Genomic DNA, 20081 nt, shown 5'->3' on the forward strand with positions numbered 1-20081 from the left:
CCTCCTCTATCGTTCTTGTCCTTTTTCACTTTTTTCTTGATTCTTATCTTTTTCTTCTTCTGATTTAAATTTGGATATTTGTCCCAATATTGATGGTTTCTCTTCTCTTGCGTGTAGATTATCCTCTACATCATAAGTTGATTCAAAGTAATCACTATCTTTAAAATCATTGTCATACCTATCTGGTATTCCGTCATTGTCTAGATCTTTTGCTAGTGGATCATAGAAGTTTCCATCATCATCTATTTCTAATCCTAGTGCTTGTTTTAAATCTTCTTCATCTACTGATACCAGATCATCAAAACTTGACATCTTTATGGCTTCAGTCATGTCTTTAAGAGCTTGTGAATTAGATATATCTTTATCTACAAAAGATTCTGTTCTAATAGCTACATTATCTACATACTGAGTCCATGTTTTTTCTTCCAAATTTACCTCATATTGAATAGAATGCTTACCATCAGGTGTTTCTGTATAGGCAAGTCCTATATGGCTTAAATCAGGGTATAGTTTGTCAAATTCTTCATAGCTATGAGATTCTGAAAACTCGTAGTTAGAATAATCAACTATCGCCCTCTTTAAATCTTCTAATAATGGTGATTGGTTCTCTAACTCTTCCACTTCTCCCATATCTAAAAGTTTATTAATCTCAGCTAGTCTTAGTGTCTTATCCCTTAACTCATCTGCTTTTTCAAATGGTTTAGTTAATTCTACCTTGGCATTTTCTAAAGATTCTTTATAGTTTTCAAGGTTTTGATTTAATCTTTCAAGTCTTGAAGACATTTTTTCAATGGCATTATCAAGCCTTGTTATATTGCCATCAGTAGAGTTTGAAAACTCTCCGAAGTATTCTGCTTTTCCTAGGAGTTTAAAAGTGTGAGTATTAGTCATAAAGTTATATGAAACTTGTAAGTCTAAATTTCTATATTTACCAATGACCTTGCTATCATTTATCTTTACCTTTTTTATTTCTTCTAATAGCTTCTCTCCAGCTTCTTTCTTATCTAAAATTTTAATTGCACCAAGACTGATTGAAGTGAATTTGCTATCTCCTTCTCCTAATTTTTCAACACTTGCAATGTCTTCTTTAACTGCTTTTATTTCCATTTCAGTTTTTAAAATACTTTGAGGATAGATTTTATTTACCTTATCTTCAAGCTTGTATTTATTAGACTTATAGTTTGCTTCCAACATTTTTAGTTTTGTAACTTCGTTATCTAAATCCATTTTTTCTTTAATTAGAGGATTGCCAGTAGCTAAAGCTTTAATTTCTGAATATGATAGACTTGCTTCATCAACATCTTCTGCAACTCTTACTGGAGTTTTTGAAGTCATAATTTGAGAAATGAATTTCTGCTTATTCTCTATTGTCTGCCATAAATAAGCATCAAAGGTATTTTCTGTGACATATCTAAAGATATTTACCTTATCATTTTCATTACCTTGACGAACAATTCTACCACTTCTTTGCTCTAGGTCAGACGGTCTCCATGGGACGTCTAAATCGTGTAAGGCTATTAATTTGTTCTGTACATTTGTACCTGCTCCCATTTTTTGAGTAGAGCCTAATAATACTCTTACTTCTCCTCTTCTTACCTTAGAGAACAATTCATCTTTTTGTTTGTCTGTATCTGCTTCGTGGATAAAGGCTATTTCTTCTTTAGGTATTCCCATATTCACTAGCTTATTTCTAATATCATCATAGATATTAAATTCTCCATCTCCTTTTGGTGTGGACATATCTGAAAATACTAATTGTGTTGATGAATTTTCTTTTGTCTTATCCCAGATCGAAAATATATTTTTAACGCATACATTAACCTTTGAATTAGGATCATCGGGAAGTAGTGGATTTATTAATCTTTGGTCAAGGGCAAGTTTTTTACCATCATTTGTAATCTTTAGCATATTATCTTCTGTTGGCTCGACTTGGTTATTTCTAACTGCGTCAGCTCTTTCTGAAATAGCTTCTAATATTTCTTTTTGTTCCTCAGTAGGTTTTGTTTTAATAACTTCAAAATTTGCTTCTGGTACTGGCAAATTCAACATATCTGAAGTCTTTATATCTGCTACTTCTTTAAACATGCTCATCAACTCTGGCAAATTATAAAACTTTGAAAATCTTGTCTTTTGTCTATATCCAGTGCCTTCTGGAGATAATTCAAAAGTATTTTCTGTTTCTCCAAAAGTAGAAGCCCAAGCGTCAAAATGTTCTAATCCTCTTGCCTTTAAATCGTCATACTGAAGGTATCTTTGCATGGTATAAAGCTCTGTCATTGAATTTGATATTGGTGTACCAGTAGCAAATACAACTCCTTTTCCATCTGTCATTTCATCCATATACCTACATTTCATATACATATCTGAAGACTTAAAGGCTTCACTCTGACCGATACCCGCAACATTTCTCATCTTGGTATGCAAGAATAAGTTTTTGTAATTATGAGCTTCGTCTATAAATAACTTATCTACTCCTAATTCTTCAAAGGTTATTACATCATCTTTTTTAAAGTCATCGTTTAGCTTTTCCAGTCTTACCAAGAGTTTCTTCTTTGTCTTTTCTAGTTGTTTTACTGTGAAATTTTCTCCTCTATTTCTTTTATTCTCGTCAATAAAGGAAACTATATCATCTATTTGATCTTGTATATGCCTTACCTGATATTCCTTGGACATTGGTATTTTTTCAAATTGAGAGTGTCCTATGATGACAGCATCATATTCTCCCGTTGCAATCCTACCAATAAATCTTTTCCTATTTTTAGGTTGGAAGTCTTTTTTATCGGCCACCATAATGTTTGCTGACGGATATAATTGCATAAACTCTCTACCAATTTGAGTGGTTAAATGGTTAGGAACTACAAATAATGACTTACTTGCAAGTCCTAACTTCTTAGATTCCATAGCAGAAGCTACCATTTCAAAAGTTTTTCCTGCTCCTACTACATGGGCAAGTAGTGTATTTCCTCCATATAGAGTCCTTGCTATGGCATTTTTTTGATGTTCTCGTAGTCTGATTTCAGTATTCATTCCATCAAAAGTTAAGTTAGAGCCATCAAATTCTCTATTTCTAATTGAATTAAATATTTCATTATAAATCTTCTCTAGCCTATATCTTCTATCAGGATCTTCAAATATCCAATTCTTAAATTCTTCTTTAATTAGTTCTTGCTTTTGACTTGCAAGCATAGTTTCTTTTTTGTTTAATACAGAAGTCTTAGAACCATCATCATTTAATACTTGGTCAAATACCTTTGTATCTTTTAGATTAAGGGCATTTTCAATTAGCTTATAGGCATTCACTCTACTTGTACCATAAGTCATATTAGCAAGGTCATTTGTTGAGTCAACACTTTTACCTTCAATATTCCATTCACTCGTATGTGGTGAGAACCTAACATTTATATTCCACCTATCATAACCAGGTGTTTTTAAAAGATTAAAAGTAAAGTCTTCTATATCTTTTTGAGGTATCCAAGTTGCTCCTAACCTTACATTTATATCAGAAGCAGTAAGTTCTTCAGGCATAACTTCTTGTAATTTTTCTCTTTGATATTTGAGTTTGCCTAACTCGTTTAATAGTGTATCTTTCTTTTCAGAAGGTGCTAAATCTATTACATTTTCAATTTCTCCGATATATGAATTGAGATAACCAATCTTTTCTCTAATATTTCCACTTAAATATTCATCAGCCGATACATATGAAAAATGAAATGGATCGTCATTGTCAAAGTTTTCAAAGGGCATTCTGTTATTTATTAGGTCTGTGTCCTTAATATCTAAAAATATCTCGCCCTCAAGTTCACCAATTAAGGTGTCCCTATCTTTACTTGTTATAGATTCCATGTATTCAAAATCTACATATCCCTTTTGTGAAACTGATAAGACTAAGGCTTCAAGGGAAGTATCTACATGATCTACTACCTTTGCCTTTGTGATTGTTCTTTTTGAGAATATATCACTCTTAGCTTTGAAATTATCCTCATCATCAAGTATTTCTATTGAGGAAACCAAAGGAAAGTTTGAGTCTTCCTTTAAAGCTCTAGTATTTGATAAGGAGTTAATAAAGCCATGTTTCTTTGAAAAATTATCATAGACTTCATTTAACTTTGCTTGTGACTCTTTTATTTCCTCGTCTGAAAAATCGTCCTTTTGTTTTTCTATTACATCTTTTAATGCATTCATTACATCAAGATAATCTTTTATCTTTTCTTTGTTTTTATCTGATATATTCTGTTTGATTAAGACTGAGTTTTCTCTTAGGTAGACTTCTTCGTCAACAATGGTATAGGAAAAATTCTTAACATCGTCTGTTGCTGGAAGACTTAATTCTTCATCTTCCAATAGCTCGACCTCTTCATATTTTGAATTTGAAGATATTTCCTTACTTGCAATTTCCATAAGATCTTTTAACTTCTCATTTTCTTTTTCATCACAAGTGATAGTATTTCCAAATCTTCCAGATACTTCTTTCATATCCCCTAATACCATCTGAGGATTATCTACAAAGTATTTATTATAGGTCAAACCCTTTTTATCGGTTGCTAGATGAATCCAATCGTCATCTCTTTCTATAACTGAATCTCTCTTTTTTAGAAAAATAATATCTGAAGTAACTTCTGTACCAGCAAGTCCTTTAAATGTTGTATTAGGAAGCCTCATAGCTCCTAAAAACTCACATCTTGCATTAATATATTTTCTAACAGATTCATCTTTTTTATCCATAGTTCCAGATGATGTTATGAAGGCAATAATTCCTCCATTTCTAACCTTATCTATTGACTTTGCAAAAAAATAATCGTGAATCAGAAAGTTATTTCTGTTATATTCACGATCATTAACTTTAAAATCTCCAAAGGGAACATTTCCTATTACCAAGTCAAAGAAATTATTTGAGAAGTTTGTTTCTTCAAAACCTTTAATTTGAATATTAGCTTCAGGATAAAGCTCTCTTGCTATTCTTCCGCTTAGACTATCTTTTTCTACTCCATAGACTTTAGAATTTCGTATTTCACTTGGCATATTACCAATAAAATTACCGACTCCTGCAGATGGCTCAAGGATATTCCCAATCTTAAAACCCATATCTGTTAGAGTCTTATATATTCCATCCATTACCTCTCTAGGTGTATAAAACGATGTTAAAGTAGACTCTTTAGCATTTAAATACTCTTCATTTGTTAGATTTTCTTTTAAAATATTTCTTGCTTCAAACCATTGTCCTCCTTTTTCTTCATCAAAGACATCGGAAAGACCACCCCAACCTAGATAATCAGCAAGATAGGCTTGTTCATACTCTCTTGGACTCCTATTTTCATTTTCAAGTCTTTTTAGCATTTTAATAGCTTTGATATTTTTATCTAACTTTTCTGATGGTGTTAGGTATTCTGAGTAGATATGATTTTTTAAATCATAATTTCTAGCAAAACTTAGTCTTTCCTTATTAGGTTCATAGCCTAGATTCTTTAAATCTTCTTTTCCCCTCAATAAATTTTCGGCTGCTTCTCTTGGGACATTATACCTATCCATCACTTGGTCAATTTCAAAATTGTGGTTATCTATAAAGCTTTCTTGCTCTACTTGTCTTTCAATTTGATTTTCATGCTCAGATAATTTGTATATCTCATAATTTCCACTATCTAAAAGGTCATCAATCTTGCTACTTTCTTCAAATGTTTCACCCTTATATAAGGGAATTTCTTCTCCATTAACTTCTACTTTAGTTCCTGTTTCAATTAAGTTAATTCCATCAAAGATATTCTCATCTTCTAGAATAAATTCTTTTCCAACTTTTACTGCTAGTTTTTCTGGTGTTTGACTTAGATTTTCAAAGATTTCTTCAAGGTATGAATCATTTCTATATGGAATTACTTCCGAACCCCTAATCATACCTCCCATATATTCCATATTATCTCTAATGGTTACAGTTTTAAGTCCTCCACTTAGTTCATCAAAATCTGTAATGGTAAAGTCCTTATCCTTATATCTAACCTGATCGCCTATCTTAAATTTAGGCTCTATCTTTTCCTTAACTTCTTCTTGTGAAAATTTTTCCTCACTTAGTGCAACTTGCTCTTCTAAATATGAAAATTCACGCTCATTTACTTCTTCACCATCACCAAGGTCAATCCTATAATGCTCGACAACTTCGCCATCTACATAGTGGTCAAAATAGAATTTGAAATATCCGATATAATCATCAGTCATTTCTCCAAATTCATTTTCTCCAAGAGTTTGATTATGGTCTTTAACATCAATATCCTTTTGTCTTAGGACATTAATTAAATCTTTAGTTACTATCTGCCCACTATAATCGGGAACTAATTCGTGGTTTTCATTAAATTCTACAATCCAGTAATCTTTTCTATTTTCAGTGTTTTTGTCATCAAAAAAAGAAGCTTCATCAGCTTCCTTTTCTTGGCTTATTTCATTTTCTAGGCTTCCACGTATTCCTTGATTGCCATTCTCTTCACTGTTGCCATCAAGTTGTTCATCTGTCCTTGGTATTCCTCTGGATTCTCTCTCATCATCTTCTCTGTCAATCCTTGTGCTTTCATCATTTTGACTTTCTCTATCTTGATAAAGTCCACTGCCTGATTCTGGATTTCCTTCAGATGGTTCAAAAGTGTTTTCTCCTCGTACATTTCCTGAAGTTTCTTCCAGTTCTCCATGTCCTCGCTCCCTACCAGGTAAGACAGTCTTAGAACTGCGTATGTTGGATTCGGAAATCTCTCCATAAATTCCAGATCCTTCTCCATCATGTCCAAGGTTTTCTCTTCGATCTTCATCGCTATTTCCTCTGTCGCTTCCATCTGTGAAAACTCGTCCATCTCTACTTCTTGACCTATCATCTCGTCTATATAAATCATCTTGACCTCCTCTATCTTCATTTATATTTTCTATATCTCTATTATAGTCGGCAGCGACCCTTTCTGTCAGCAGCCTAGCACGATCCATTCCCTTAGATTTTTCTATTGTGCTATCTATAATATCTTCGCTAACCCTTGATATTACAAGACCTATCTGTTCTAAAGAAATAGTATTAATCCTAGAAAAATTATTTTTTAAATTTTCCATATCCATAGGATAGACTGTATTAAACCTATTAGCTACTGCATAGGATATTGAGTCTCTCATAAACTTTTCAAAACTAAGTCTATCCTCTATATCTATCCTTAAATCAGCAAGAGCCAAATTAATATATTCATCTCCATAAATTCGACTTAAAGAAAATATATTTTCATTAAGTGAATCACTAGCTTCAAATGAAGAATCTCTTATTATTTCTTTTAAAGCCTCCTTATGGTTTTCGTGGTCAAACTGCCATAAGCTAACCTCATTAATATTCCTATCCATTGATGTGGTTTGACTAATATCAAAAATGTATGAAATTCTTTGATTTACATCACTTCCAACTAAAATTGGAATACCCTTTTGACCTCTCATAACAACTCTTCCAAAATATTTTTTCCACATATCAAAAGTCGCACAAGCTCTAGCTTCAGGTTCTTTGTTATATATACTTAACTGGCTAGAAAAATCATATTTCTGATTATTGCCTATAACTTTTAAGAGTTTTAAATATTCTTTTTCATCTTGCAAAACTTCATACTTTATTGCTTCTTGTATATTCTTAAAATCATTTACTTGCATTTTATACCTCCATTCTATGAATTTCTTTTATAATAGCCATTAAAACATCAATCACAATAGAATTGCCGGCCTGCTTATAAAGTTTACTTGAAGTGCAATTTTTTCTTCTTGGATGTACTTTCTCTAATTTGTCTATATCACCGTCATCAAAACCCATGAGTCTTAAACATTCTCTTTCTGTTAAATACCTATACTGATTATTTCCAACCTCTATTATTCCAGAATTAGGTACTCTCATCTGTTTTGTAGAAATAGTATAAGTAAAATCTTTAATCACTTTGAGTCGCCCTCTAAAACTATTATCTATGCCTTTATTTAAAAATTTCAGCATATAAGGTTGGGTCATTGTATAAAGTTCACTTACATCCTTTTCTAAAAAATCACTTAGTGGTCTTGTTTCTTTCCTCTCCAATTTATTAAAAGAAAAGTTATTTGCTCCAAGACATGAAACAACAAATATCCTCTCTCTTTTTTGAGGTATCCCAAAATCCATTGCATTTAAGATTTCGTATTTGCTTTCATATCCAAGATTTTCTAGCTCCTTTAGATAAATAAAAAAGGAATCCCTCATATTTCTATCAAGGACTCCCTTTACATTTTCCCAAATTATCCATTTAGGTTTTTCTTTCATTTCTTTAATTATTCTAATTGTTTCAAATAGTAAGCTTGATCTAGTTCCTGAATTCTTTACTCCTCCTTGCTTTTTTCCTATTCTTGAAAAGTCTTGGCAAGGACTTCCATGCATAATTAAGTCTATCTTCTCATTAGGAGCTTTATATCCTACTACTGATTTTGGCTTATAACTTTCTCCATAAAGTGCGTTGTATGATTTAACACAAGCCTTATCTATTTCTACATAATCAACAACTTCATAAGGTATCTTTAAATTAATAAAAGCCTTTCTAATAGCACCTATGCCACCGAAAAGCTCTAATATTTTTACCTTATTCATTTAGATTATTCTTGTACCTGTCTACAAGCTCCCTTATACTAACTTCGATCTCTCTTAAAAAGTCTTCTTTATCTACTTCGCCAGAGCTAATCTTTGCAAGTTTCATTTCCCATTCAGATGTTGTTTCTGCTGATTTAAACTTATCCTCTACAATCGATACAAGTCTATTGCCTTTTTCTGTTACAAGTAAATTTTTCTTATCTCTTCTTATGAGATCCTTATGGATAAGATTTTCAATAATTCCTGCTCTTGTAGCTGGTGTTCCTAAGCCTTTCCTTTCTACTTCTACATCTTTATCTAGTGATTCAATCCCTGCATTCTCCATAGCCTTTAAAAGTGTATCTTCATTATAATGACTTGGAGCTTTGGTAAATTTCTCCGATATATTTTTAGAAGTTAGCTTAATTTTATCTCCAGTCTTTACATCTGGTAATTCATTTTCTTGTCTTTTCTTTCCATAGGTCTTTAGATACTTTGTATAACCTTCATCGATTACAGTCTTGCCACTTGCATTAAAGTTAAACTTGTCATATTCATATCTGATTTTTCTACTAGATTCCTTTAAGTTATCCGAACATGAAGCAAGTAATTTATCCTTAATTAAATTATAGATTTTGCTTTCTTTATCAGATAAATCTTTGGCTTTTCCAATACCTGATATAGTAGGAATAATTGCATAGTGGTCTGTAACCTTAGATGAATTAAAAATAGACTTAAAGTTTGATTCGTTGATTTTAAAATCTTCTTCAAGTCCTTCTAATAAATCTTTTATAGTATTAACCATATCTTCAGTTAAATACCTGCTATCTGTTCTTGGGTATGTGATTAGCTTTTTTTCATACAAACCTTGTGCTAGATTTAAAGTATCATTTGCTGAATACCCAAAATATTTATTTGCTTCTCTTTGTAAGGTAGTGAGATCATAAGGCTTATCTGGTTTTGTACTTATTTCTTTATCTTCTACCTCTGTAATAACTATTTCATCTTCTAGTAGATTTAATAGTTGCTCTGCAACTTCAATTTTATCAATCCTATCTGATACAAGTTTTAATTCTCCATAAGATAGGTCTACCGTATAATATTTTTGCTTCTTAAATAGGTTTATTTCGCTATCTCTTTTAGCTATTAAATATAGAGTTGGTGTTTGTACTCTACCAACAGAATATGTTTCCTTGTAAATGCAAGAATAAAGCCTACTTAAATTCATTCCTACAAGCCAATCTGCAATGGCTCTTGCACTTGCTGATCTATATAAGTCTTCAAAGTTTTCTCCGTCTTTAAGATTTCTAAATCCATCTTCAATAGCTTTGTTTTCCATTGAAGATATCCAAAGTCTTTGAATCTTCTTTTTACATTTAGCTTGATTATATACAAGCTTAAAAATAAGCTCTCCCTCTCTTCCAGCATCACAAGCATTTATAACTGTGTCGATGTTCTTATCATTTAAAAGTTTCTTTAAAACTCCATATTGTTTTTTAGTGTTTTTAGATACTTCATAAATATATTCTTCTGGAATTATAGGAAGATTTTCTATTGTCCATTTCTTCCATTTTTCGTCTATCTTATCGGGACTTGCCATTTGAATTAAATGACCTACACACCAAGAAACAATGTATCCATTCCCCTCATAATATCCGTTTTTTCTTGTTCTTGCTCCAATTACTTTTGCAATTGTAACTGCTACACTTGGCTTTTCTGCTATTACTAACTTCATTAATACCTCCATAAATAAAAAAAAGAGCGAAAGATTTCTCTCTCGCTCAAAATATTTCTCCCGAATATCGTATTATTTTCGGGAGAATTCTATTACTTATTAATTTCTTTTTCTAGTTCTTGAAGAACTTTTATAATCTCTTCAAATTTTGGATATTCTCCATATATCATTTCTGACATAGCCTTATAATCTTTTTCTATTTCAGAAAATCGGTATTTTCTTGGGACTAATTTTAATCTACCATCTAATGCTTCTTCATACCTTGCCCACTTCCTAGGATAAAACTTCATTTTGAATTCAGTTACTTTCTTTAATAACTCCTTATCCTCTAAGGCTCTGTCTTTGAAATCTGAATTTGCTATTTTATATAAGTCATAAAAGTGTCTTGCATACCTATGTGGCATAGGAGAAGATTCTGGTCTATTTGCTTCGTGGTGTAAAATTGTTGCTTTTTCCCAAAAGGTTCTCTCTGCTGATACTGTTCTTATGCAAGTTTTTTCTTTAAATACATTTGGATAAGCTTCTCCAATTATCGGCAAGATTCCCACTTCAATTGCAGGTGTCCATGCTGCAAGACTTCCTATTTCAAGTCTTATATTTTGTGTCAAATAATTAGATTCAAAAATTTTAGGATATTTACATAGAATTGTTTGTGGATCTATACTATCTATAGAAAATTCAAAACCTAAGTTCTTTAAATCTTGTTCTAAGACTTTTAATAATTCATCTTTTAAAAATATTTCTGTCTTTTCATTAACTTCTTTATTGAATTTATCCTGTTTGGTATTTGACCTTTCAATCCATGGTTCTTTTTCTTCATAGCCTAATACTCGCCAATCTAAGATTAGATCTATATCTTCAGAAAATCTTTCTATAAGTCCAAAACACTTTGAAAGTGATGTTCCACCCTTAAAGGTTAAATATTCTTTCCATTTATTTTCATTAAATAGATAGTCTAAGATAAAAGTAACCCAATAGTCTTTTTCAATGACTGCTTCAGATATATTTTTCTTTCTTGCAGTATTGACTATTAAAACTCTTAAATCGTCCTTGTTTTCTATATAAAACTTATTCATTTTGACCCTCACAAATTTCCCTTATCACTTCATATATCCATGCTGGCACTGATTTTGATTCGTTCATTAAGTCTATTCTTTCTTTTTCAGTTAAGTTTTCTCTTATCTTTTGCATAACTTCGCTTGTTATATTTTCTTTACCCAAAGACTTAATTGCTTGAATTATAGTCGCTGTCTTCAAAGACATATTAGCAATTTCTCCTGGATTTACTTTTTTAAATTCTAAAACCGTATCTCCAATTTTATATTCTTTATATCTGCCACTAGATATATATTTATAGTGAGTTGGTACTTGTGTTGAAAGTCCTAATAGGTTTAAGGCTGTGCTATTAAATGGTGCAATATTCCAATTGTATTTTCTTGCTATAGCAAGTGCTAATTCGTGAATTGATACTGCTTCATACTCTCCAATTAATTCACTGTATATTGGATTATAATAGAATCCATTAATTACTCTTTTTATTTTATTTTCACTAACTAGTTGATTTAAAGTTCTACGAACAGTTTCATTTCCTGCTATATCTAAGAAATCATTGTTTATAAAAACTTTTCTGCTATCAAAATCATTAATTCTATTTTTTATTTGATCTAAATAGGAATTCATTTTGCACCACCTTTCTCCCGAATATTGTATCATATTCGGGAGAAATAATCAATTTAGATTAAATTTTCATATCCTTATAATAGTTCATCATCTTCATCTAAAGACTCTTCATGACTTTCTTCATTGTCAGATTCATCTTCTGACTCACTAATATAATCCTCATCATCTTCTTCAAAGTCTTCCAACATTCTATCTTCTTTTGCTTTAACTACCTTAAAATAGTATCCTGCTCCTACTACTCCTCCAATTACAAGTGAAACAATTAGAAATGAACCTATTCCACTTTTCTTTTCTTCTTTTACTGGAACAGCCTTGGGCTCTTCTTTTTTCACTTCTTCTTTCTTAGGCTCTTCAACCTTTATAGTGTTTTTATTTTCTGATTCAATCATATTAAGTAGGTCTTGCTCTCCTACTTCTGTCAATAACCTTACATTATCTTGATTTGATGAGTGATCCACTATTAGATGCATAGTTTTTCCACTTTTAGTTTGAAATGTTAAAAATTGTCTTACATCTACTGGATTTTCTTTATCTTTTTCTGTGTCTCCACTTGGTGTAATATCTTTTCCATTCCTATCTACATTTTCAATTACTGAACCTCTTGCCTTATTTTCCTGTGTCGCAAGATTATTTACTGCCTTTGTATTACCACCTTTTACAAGCGGTGTTTTCTTAGGAGGATTATTTGAAGGCTTATTTGTTTCACTTGTATTTCCTGGTATTCTTGGAACATCTTGATAAGGAATTTCTTCTTTTGATGGTGTAAAAACATCATCTTTCAACATTTGTTCAAATTCTTCTTTTTGTGGTTCATAGATTGATTCATTTTGACTTTCTATTTGTCCTTCATTTGTCATCGCAAATGTAGTTGCTGGTACTGTAAATGTAAAAAGGAGTAACGCTATGGCTACTCCTCGTTTAATGCTCTTATTCATTTTTCTATCCTTTCTTATTTTACATTTTTAAATACATAGACTGCTTTTCTAGTATTGTCCCATTCTATTGTTTGGTTTTTACCATCTTTAATATCCCCATGACTAGCTCCAAAAGCTTTTGCAATGTTTGAAATTGAAGCATGAATTCTTCCATTTATAATAACTGGCTTAACATCTGAATTGTAGACCTTTCCATCTGAATCTTTCATAACACCAGTATCAATATTTAGTCTTAATGTCTTTTTAGCCAGGATATTATTCTCTTTATTTGAGAAAATGGCTTCACGAGTAGAGTTGTCATACTCAACATTAAAACCTAGAGTATAGGCAATATATCTAACTGGAATCATAGTTCTTCCTTGATCCACATAAGTTTTTACATCCATATAGACTGTTGTCTTACCATCTTTGTTAATAATGTTATAAAAGTTTTTGTCTACTTGGAAAACTGCAAATTCTTTTTCATTTTTAACTTGTTTTTTACCTTGTTGTTCCTCTTGCTTTTTCATCTTGTTAAGATCAATTTGATTTAGAATGTTCTTGTCATCAGCTTTCAATAGTTCGTCCCATTTTTTATCTTGAGATTTATTATCTTCTTTCTTCTCTTTATTTTCTTTTTGGAGTTTTAGAAGTTCATCTAATTTCTTAGATAAGTCTTGGTTTATATTTTTTTCTTTTTCATCTTTAGCTTGCTTTTCAAGTTCTTCTTTAGCTTTTTTATTTGCTTCCTCGATTAACTTCTTTGCTTCTTCAATTTTCTTATCTAATTCTTCTTTTAGCTTTTTAATTTCTTCTTCAGAAGCTTTTTGTTTTTCTTCTAGTTCTTTAATTTTCTCTTCTAATTCTTTTTTTGTATTTTCAGAAGATTCTTTTAAACTATCAATAGCCTTTTGAAGCTCTTCAATCTTCTTAAAGCATTCTGACTTAGAATTTTCTGTTTCTTTCTTTTTAGACTCTAATTCTTTTATCTTATTATCTTTTTCATCAAGAGCTTTTTCCAACCCCTTAATTTTATTATCTTTATCCTCAATTTCTTTAGTCTTCTTTGCAAGTTCCTCTTCTAAAGACTCAAGATTTTCTTGCATTTCTTTGATTTTATTTTCGTTTTTATCGGTATTCTCTTTCTCAGCTTCTAACTCCCATTTTGTAGATGAATAATCTTCTTTTAGTTTTACATTTTCATCTTGTAATCTTTTTAATTCATCTTTAAGCTGAGTAATTTCTGCTATTAGTTCATCATTGTTAGAATTTTTAAGTTCCTCAATTTCTTTATTCAATTGAGCAATCTTATTATCTTTATCTCTAATCTCTTCTTCTAGCTTAGCTTTTTCTTGTTTCAGTTTCTCTCCATTATCTTTGCAAGATTCTAACTTTCCCTTTAACTCATCTATTTTTGATTGGTCTTCTTGTTTCTTATCATTTAAGTCTTTGATCTGATTTTCTAAATCACTAATTTTACTTATTGAACTTTCTATCACTTTTTTACTACCATCTGTATCATCAGCTTTAGCTAGTACATTAGTAGTTGAGGTTGATGTTAAAACTAATAAAAGAGCCATAAAAAAGGCTCTTAGTGTGTTCGTATTAAATTTCTTCATTATGAATGTTCTCCTTTTCTTTTAATTTTTCTTCTCTTTTTCTATCATTGATTTTCTCCATTAATTCTTCCAAGCTAATATTGTTCCTCCTAAGAGTTACAATTATTTCTTCATTTTCAACTTGTATTTCTTCATCGCAAATTTCCTTGTATTTTGCATTTAAATCTTTCAATTTCTCTTCTATTTTTTTCTTTTTGTTTCTAATACTAATAAGTTTTCTGTTCACATAATATCTCCCTTCTATCTTGGTCTTCCAAAACCATAAAAGTGTGATTTCCAATATTTTGAATTTATTGATGTGTATTGAATTGGATCTCCTGCGTGAATCATCATTCCGTTACCTGCGTATATTCCCACGTGAGATATTGGTGTTCCACTGTTATATGTTGAATGGAAAAATATAATATCTCCAGGTTGAGCTTCACTTGGACTTACTGGATTACAATAGTCTTTGTATATTCTCCATGCAGTTGTTCTTGGCATTCTTTTTACTCCTGACTTTGTAAATGACCAACATACAAATCCTGAGCAGTCAAAGTTAGATGGTCCACTTGCTCCAAACACATATCTTTTGCCTATATGTTTTTCTGCTTCATTAAAAAGAGCCTTGGCAGTAGCTGAATCAAAAGCAAGACCAGGATTTCCAAAGTTTGGATTATCTACTATTTCTCCTAAGTCCCCATTACCTGATCCAAAAACATCACCCATATTCCCCTTAGCTTCAAGAAGAGCTTCATAATGAACTACATTGTCTGGATAATCTTTAAATATTTCCCTAACAACTTCATCCATTTCTTTTTTCTTTAAAGTTACAATTAACTTTTTATATTCGTACTCTTCTTTTTCATAGCTAGTATAAGGATTACCACGACTATCATATCTTGTTCTTGCTACTGTTCTTGTTCTAATTTCAATTTCTTCCTTAAAATCAAGCTTATACATCTTATCGAAAAGATCTTTTAAAATTCCTTTTACTTCAGATGCTGATTTTACTTCTCCACATCTTGAAGTTATATAGGATAAAAGTTCATGGGTATTATGACCAATTTCTCCTTCTTTGTTTATGATATATTCGTCATATCCAGGGTGACTTGTCTTTACACTTTCGATTTGTGATTGTAGGTCATACTCCATTGATGAAAATTCTTGATTAACTTCACTTAGAACTGTATCTTGTGATAGGTATGTTGTTGTCATTACTGAGTTAACAGAGTTACTTAATCCACTCATACCAACACTTCCACCACCAATCATGATTGATAGCATAAGACCTATTCCTATTACTAGAAATAGAACCATCTTACTTTTTCTTACGATTAGCTCTTTAGAAGCCTTACCTAAACTTAAAATAGCTTTTTTAACTCTATCCACAAGTCTGGTTTCGTGCTTTTTAGCTATCATGCTTTTCATTTGTTTTCTCTGGTAAAACTTCTTAAATCTATTTTTCTTTATATAGGCATCTGACTTTTTTAAATCTTCCAAGCCACTTTTAAACTCCAACTTGCTTTTTCTCTTTTTTATTTTTTTATCAAGTTTAGATAGCTTTTTTAAGGACTTTTTCTTTTTGTCTAACTTATACTTCCTTATTCCATGCTGGAGTTTAGAGCTTACATTAGCGACTTTTTCTCCAGATTCTACACCAGTATTGTCAGATCCTGAACTTAGATAATCTCTCACTAACTCTGATGACTTAGCTCCAGATAATAAAACCCCAGAAGATAGACTTCCTTTAGTTTTATTCTTTAAAATATTATCCTTTAGCTTGCTTTTAGACTTTTCAAGCTCTCCAATCTTTTTATCTGATATAAAATCTTTAACATCTTGTGCTTTCTTAGAATCTTTCGTTGTAACTTTCTTAGATTCATTTTTTAATTTATCAATTTTCTTTAGAGTGAATTTATCACTTTCATAATTTTTTCTCTTGTAGTAAGTCTTCTTTTTATTAACTTTCTTTTGTTCTGAAAGTTTAAGGCTTGTTTCCTTTTCATCTTTTATAAATTCTTGATTATTGTCTTTAAGCTCAGAATTGTCAAAAGTCTTATCTGTATCAATTTCGCTTAGCTTATTTTCTTTATCTATCTCTTTAGAAATTTTTTCCTTATCTCTAAACTTCTTTTCTTGATAAAGTTTCTGCTTTTGCTTTTTATCGATATTAGTATTACTTTCGTTCTTACTTACTTCATCTTTAACAAGCTTATCTTTTCTATATATTCTCTTGCTCTTCCTTGCTTCAATAGGTTTATCTTCGCTTGTGTGGATTCGCTTAGACTCTTTCTCGTTAATTTTGTCTTGGAATTTATCCTTACTATGGATAAGTTTATCCTCATAATTTTTAAGAACTTGTATTTTACTTGATGTCTTCTTATTGCTTTTTGGTTGAACCTTAGCTGAAATATCATCTGTTGTTAATTTATTAGAATTAATATTTCTACTGTTTTCACTATCAAAATTCACCTTTTTGAAGTCTACATCTAAATCTTCATCAAGTTTAAAGCTTTCATCTGCCCTTATTTCAAGATTAGCTTGTTTTGTTTCTCCAGCCTTATTCTTATTATCTAAAACTTCTTTTCTAATTCTTTCCTTGTTTTTAGACTTCTGAAAATCTTTTAGTTTATCTTGTTTTTGATCTTTAACTAATACATTCTCATGGATAAGTTTAGATTCTTTTTCTGAAATTTTATCTCCGAACCTATCCTTAGTCTTAATAATCTTATTGGTATAATCATCTGAATGAACAAGTTTACTATCCATGTTTTTTTCAGGAGCGTCCCTATTTCGTATAATTTTCTTTTGAAAATCTTTTTTTAGTTTTTTATCCATATCACACCTACTTAGCTTCTTCTGGTTTTGTTGTCATTAGCTTATATAGCATGGTGTCTTTAGGGAATTTATCTATAAAGGGAACAATGGTATTTCCAAAGAATAATAGTCCCTCACCTGCGTTTGAATTAGTAATATAGTTTAACTGATAAGGCGATATTTTTAATTTCTTAGCAAGAATATCCCTATCTCCAGATGCTTGATTTAACATTAGAACAAAGTCTGTATTATCAAAGATATTTTCAATTTCCTGACTTGTTAAAAGGTCTTTTACGTTTTGAGTTATACCTGTTGGAATACCGCCCCATTTTCTAAATCTTTTCCAGATTTCTACTGAATATGAAGCAGTTTGTGGGTCTTTTAATAAAAGGTGGAACTCATCTATATAGTATCTTGTAGACTTACTTCCTCTATTTAGGGAAACCTTGTTCCAAACCTGGTCTTGAATTACAAGCATACCTATTTTTTTAAGTTGTGTTCCTAGCTCTTTTATATCAAAACAGAGCAGTTGCCTATTTAGATCAACATTTGACCTATTATTAAATACATTAAGACTTCCCTTAACATAAATTTCCATTTCTGTTGCTAGTTTCCTACCAACTCCCTCTTCTTGAGATAGGAGCATATCGTATAAATCTCCTAATATTGGCATATTTTCTGGTTTAGGGTCCTCAAAATATTTTTGATATATCTTTGGTAAGCACCTATCTATAACAGATTTTTCTGCAGCAGTAAGACCAGATCCTCCTACTACAAGTTCAAGCATAGACATTATGAAATTTGCCTTATCCTTTAAAGGTGCGTCACCATCTCCATAGTTCATATTAATATCTAGTGGATTTAGGTAGTCCTTTGATTTTGCTGAAACTTTAATGACTTCTCCATTAAACTGTTTTACAAGGTTTGAATACTCTCCCTCAGGATCACAAATAATTACATCATCGTCTGTTACAAGAATTGCATTTGCCATCTCTCTCTTTGCTGAGAAAGATTTACCAGAACCTGGTGTACCTAATATTAGTCCGTTAGGGTTCTTTAGTTTCTTCCTATCTGCCATAATCAAGTTTTGGCTAAGAGCGTTTAAGCCATAATACAAAGAATTTGCTGAATCAATAAATAATTCTTCTGTTGTAAAAGGCATAAAGACTGCCGTTGATGATGAAGTTAAAAATCTTTTTATTTCGATTTGGTTAACTCCTAGAGGTAAGGCAGAAACAAGTCCTTGTTCTTGTTGATGAGATAATCTTTTTACCTGACAATTGTGTCTATTTGCAATTGATGAAATTTGAGCAATAGTGTTTTCTAATTTTTGATTAGTCCTAGCAAAATTCATCATTACTATGCTAACTACAAAGAGCCTTTCATCTCTATTTTGTAAGTCAGATAACATAGACTTAACATCCGCCCCAAAAGTGTTTATATCTGAAGGAATAATATCCATATCATATCCAGCACGCACTGCTTTCTTTTGTTCTTCAATTTTCATTCTGTCTAGGTCTGTATTCTTTCTCTTAATGAGTTTAATAGCTTCTGCTTGTTCAACTACATCTATATGAAAAGCCACATAAATATTGTCATCAATATCTAAAAACTCAGATAACATTCTGTCTGATAACTCACTTGCAAGTATTTGAAAATGGCTTACCGCTCCAATGAATTTCTCAAATTTAAAATTATTTGCTGGTGCAAAATTAAAGATATTGGGAGTTATATGCGATTTTGTAGACTCTTTCTTCTTCAAATCTTTATATGAAAAATCAAAGTTCTTGTCCGGATTTAACATATCGTGAACAAGTCTTAGTCTTTCTTCGCCATCAAGACTCTCTGCTCTTACTCCCATAGATTTAAAGTTAGATAAAATATCTACTTCAAGTCTATTTAACTTTGCTCTTGCTTGCTCTAGGTTATCGGCTTCTGTGGTAAATGTTATATATTTCATCTTTTTAAGTCCGTTATTGCCCTTTGCAAGTTGAAGCTTTAACATTTCCCTAAACTCTTTTCTTACCTCGTCATAGAAGTCTCCCTTATCAGCAATTTTAATTGCATCTTGTAGGTCTTTATTTCTTCCTAGTTGATTTACATATGAAAGTTCAATGTGGACACTTGGATCAAAAGAATTTAAAAAGTTGGCAAATTGGTTAAAGATTAAATCTCTATCTTCTTCCAATGCCAACTGGTAATTTATATCTTGAAATGAAATTGTCTTTGAATAATTTTTTTCATCTAACTGGCATATGCCCTCTGGTAACATTCTTATATATGGAATAGTATCCTCAACAGTAAATCTCTTTTTCTCTTTCTTTAAAAGAACACTTAGAAGACTATTTGTTGGATCTTTCTTTGTTTTTAGCCTTCTTACTTCCTTTCGGTCTTTTTTTAATTGTTTTTCCCTTAGATTTAAGTCGCTGATTTGCTTTTTTCTTTGCTTCAAGGTATGCCTCCTTTCTTATTCTCTTAGTTGGTTGATAAAACTTATGAAGATAGAAAAATTTAAAATACTTTTCAAAAGTTAAGGTGTCTTTTTCATATAAGGTTATAAAAAAGATTGGCAGGGTTACTATTAGCATTACAATGATAGAAACATCATTAGGTAGATATTTCTTCATAAATAGATAGGTTGGTATGCCAATTAATCCTGCCACAGAAAAACCTATAAGTTGTCTTTTAGTTAAGTTAAAGGCAACTTTTGTTTTAATCTTGTCCAAATCTTTTGGTATTGGTACATATGCCAT

General features: G+C 31.1%; 11 protein-coding genes. All 11 read right to left on the reverse strand.

Annotated features, from left to right (window positions below):
* Nucleotides 1–6: 6 nt before the first annotated feature.
* The 11 genes from JOD41_RS02670 to JOD41_RS02720 all read right to left on the reverse strand — a co-directional run bounded on the left by JOD41_RS02670 (nucleotide 7) and on the right by JOD41_RS02720 (nucleotide 20081).
* Complete coding sequence (locus tag JOD41_RS02670) at nucleotides 7–7650, reverse strand: helicase-related protein (RefSeq protein WP_205051477.1); 7644 nt, start codon at nucleotides 7648–7650, stop codon at nucleotides 7–9.
* Nucleotide 7651: 1 nt separating this feature from the next.
* Nucleotides 7652–8602 (reverse strand): DNA cytosine methyltransferase, encoded by a 951-nt coding sequence (locus JOD41_RS02675; RefSeq protein WP_007894979.1) that lies wholly within the window; start codon nucleotides 8600–8602, stop codon nucleotides 7652–7654.
* Nucleotides 8595–10316, reverse strand: coding sequence for a DNA topoisomerase 3 (locus JOD41_RS02680; RefSeq protein ID WP_205051478.1), 1722 nt, complete (start codon nucleotides 10314–10316; stop codon nucleotides 8595–8597). Before JOD41_RS02680 ends, JOD41_RS02675 begins: the two co-directional genes overlap by 8 nt.
* Before the next feature lie 92 nt (nucleotides 10317–10408).
* Nucleotides 10409–11392 (reverse strand): nucleotidyl transferase AbiEii/AbiGii toxin family protein, encoded by a 984-nt coding sequence (locus JOD41_RS02685; protein ID WP_205051479.1) that lies wholly within the window; start codon nucleotides 11390–11392, stop codon nucleotides 10409–10411.
* Nucleotides 11385–11996 carry a DUF6088 family protein gene (locus tag JOD41_RS02690; protein ID WP_001089847.1) on the reverse strand — a complete coding sequence of 204 codons (612 nt, stop codon included), beginning with the start codon at nucleotides 11994–11996 and terminating at the stop codon, nucleotides 11385–11387. The genes JOD41_RS02685 and JOD41_RS02690 overlap by 8 nt, the downstream gene beginning before the upstream one ends.
* A gap of 74 nt (nucleotides 11997–12070) precedes the next feature.
* Entirely contained in the window at nucleotides 12071–12931 is an 861-nt protein-coding gene (locus tag JOD41_RS02695; RefSeq protein ID WP_001043184.1) for a CD1107 family mobile element protein, read from the reverse strand.
* Between the two features lie 14 nt (nucleotides 12932–12945).
* Nucleotides 12946–14529 carry a stalk domain-containing protein gene (locus JOD41_RS02700; protein ID WP_205051480.1) on the reverse strand — a complete coding sequence of 528 codons (1584 nt, stop codon included), beginning with the start codon at nucleotides 14527–14529 and terminating at the stop codon, nucleotides 12946–12948.
* Nucleotides 14516–14755 carry a hypothetical protein gene (locus JOD41_RS02705; RefSeq protein ID WP_001080402.1) on the reverse strand — a complete coding sequence of 80 codons (240 nt, stop codon included), beginning with the start codon at nucleotides 14753–14755 and terminating at the stop codon, nucleotides 14516–14518. Before JOD41_RS02705 ends, JOD41_RS02700 begins: the two co-directional genes overlap by 14 nt.
* A gap of 14 nt (nucleotides 14756–14769) precedes the next feature.
* Nucleotides 14770–17349, reverse strand: coding sequence for a CD1108 family mobile element protein (locus JOD41_RS02710; protein WP_205051481.1), 2580 nt, complete (start codon nucleotides 17347–17349; stop codon nucleotides 14770–14772).
* 7 nt (nucleotides 17350–17356) lie between these two features.
* On the reverse strand, nucleotides 17357–19780 hold the full coding sequence (locus JOD41_RS02715) for a VirB4-like conjugal transfer ATPase, CD1110 family (RefSeq protein ID WP_205051482.1): 2424 nt from the start codon (nucleotides 19778–19780) through the stop codon (nucleotides 17357–17359).
* Nucleotides 19671–20081, reverse strand: coding sequence for a PrgI family protein (locus tag JOD41_RS02720; RefSeq protein WP_004827263.1), 411 nt, complete (start codon nucleotides 20079–20081; stop codon nucleotides 19671–19673). The genes JOD41_RS02715 and JOD41_RS02720 overlap by 110 nt, the downstream gene beginning before the upstream one ends.

Source organism: Peptoniphilus gorbachii, from assembly GCF_016908115.1.
Taxonomy (GTDB): Bacteria; Bacillota; Clostridia; order Tissierellales; family Peptoniphilaceae; genus Peptoniphilus_A; species Peptoniphilus_A gorbachii.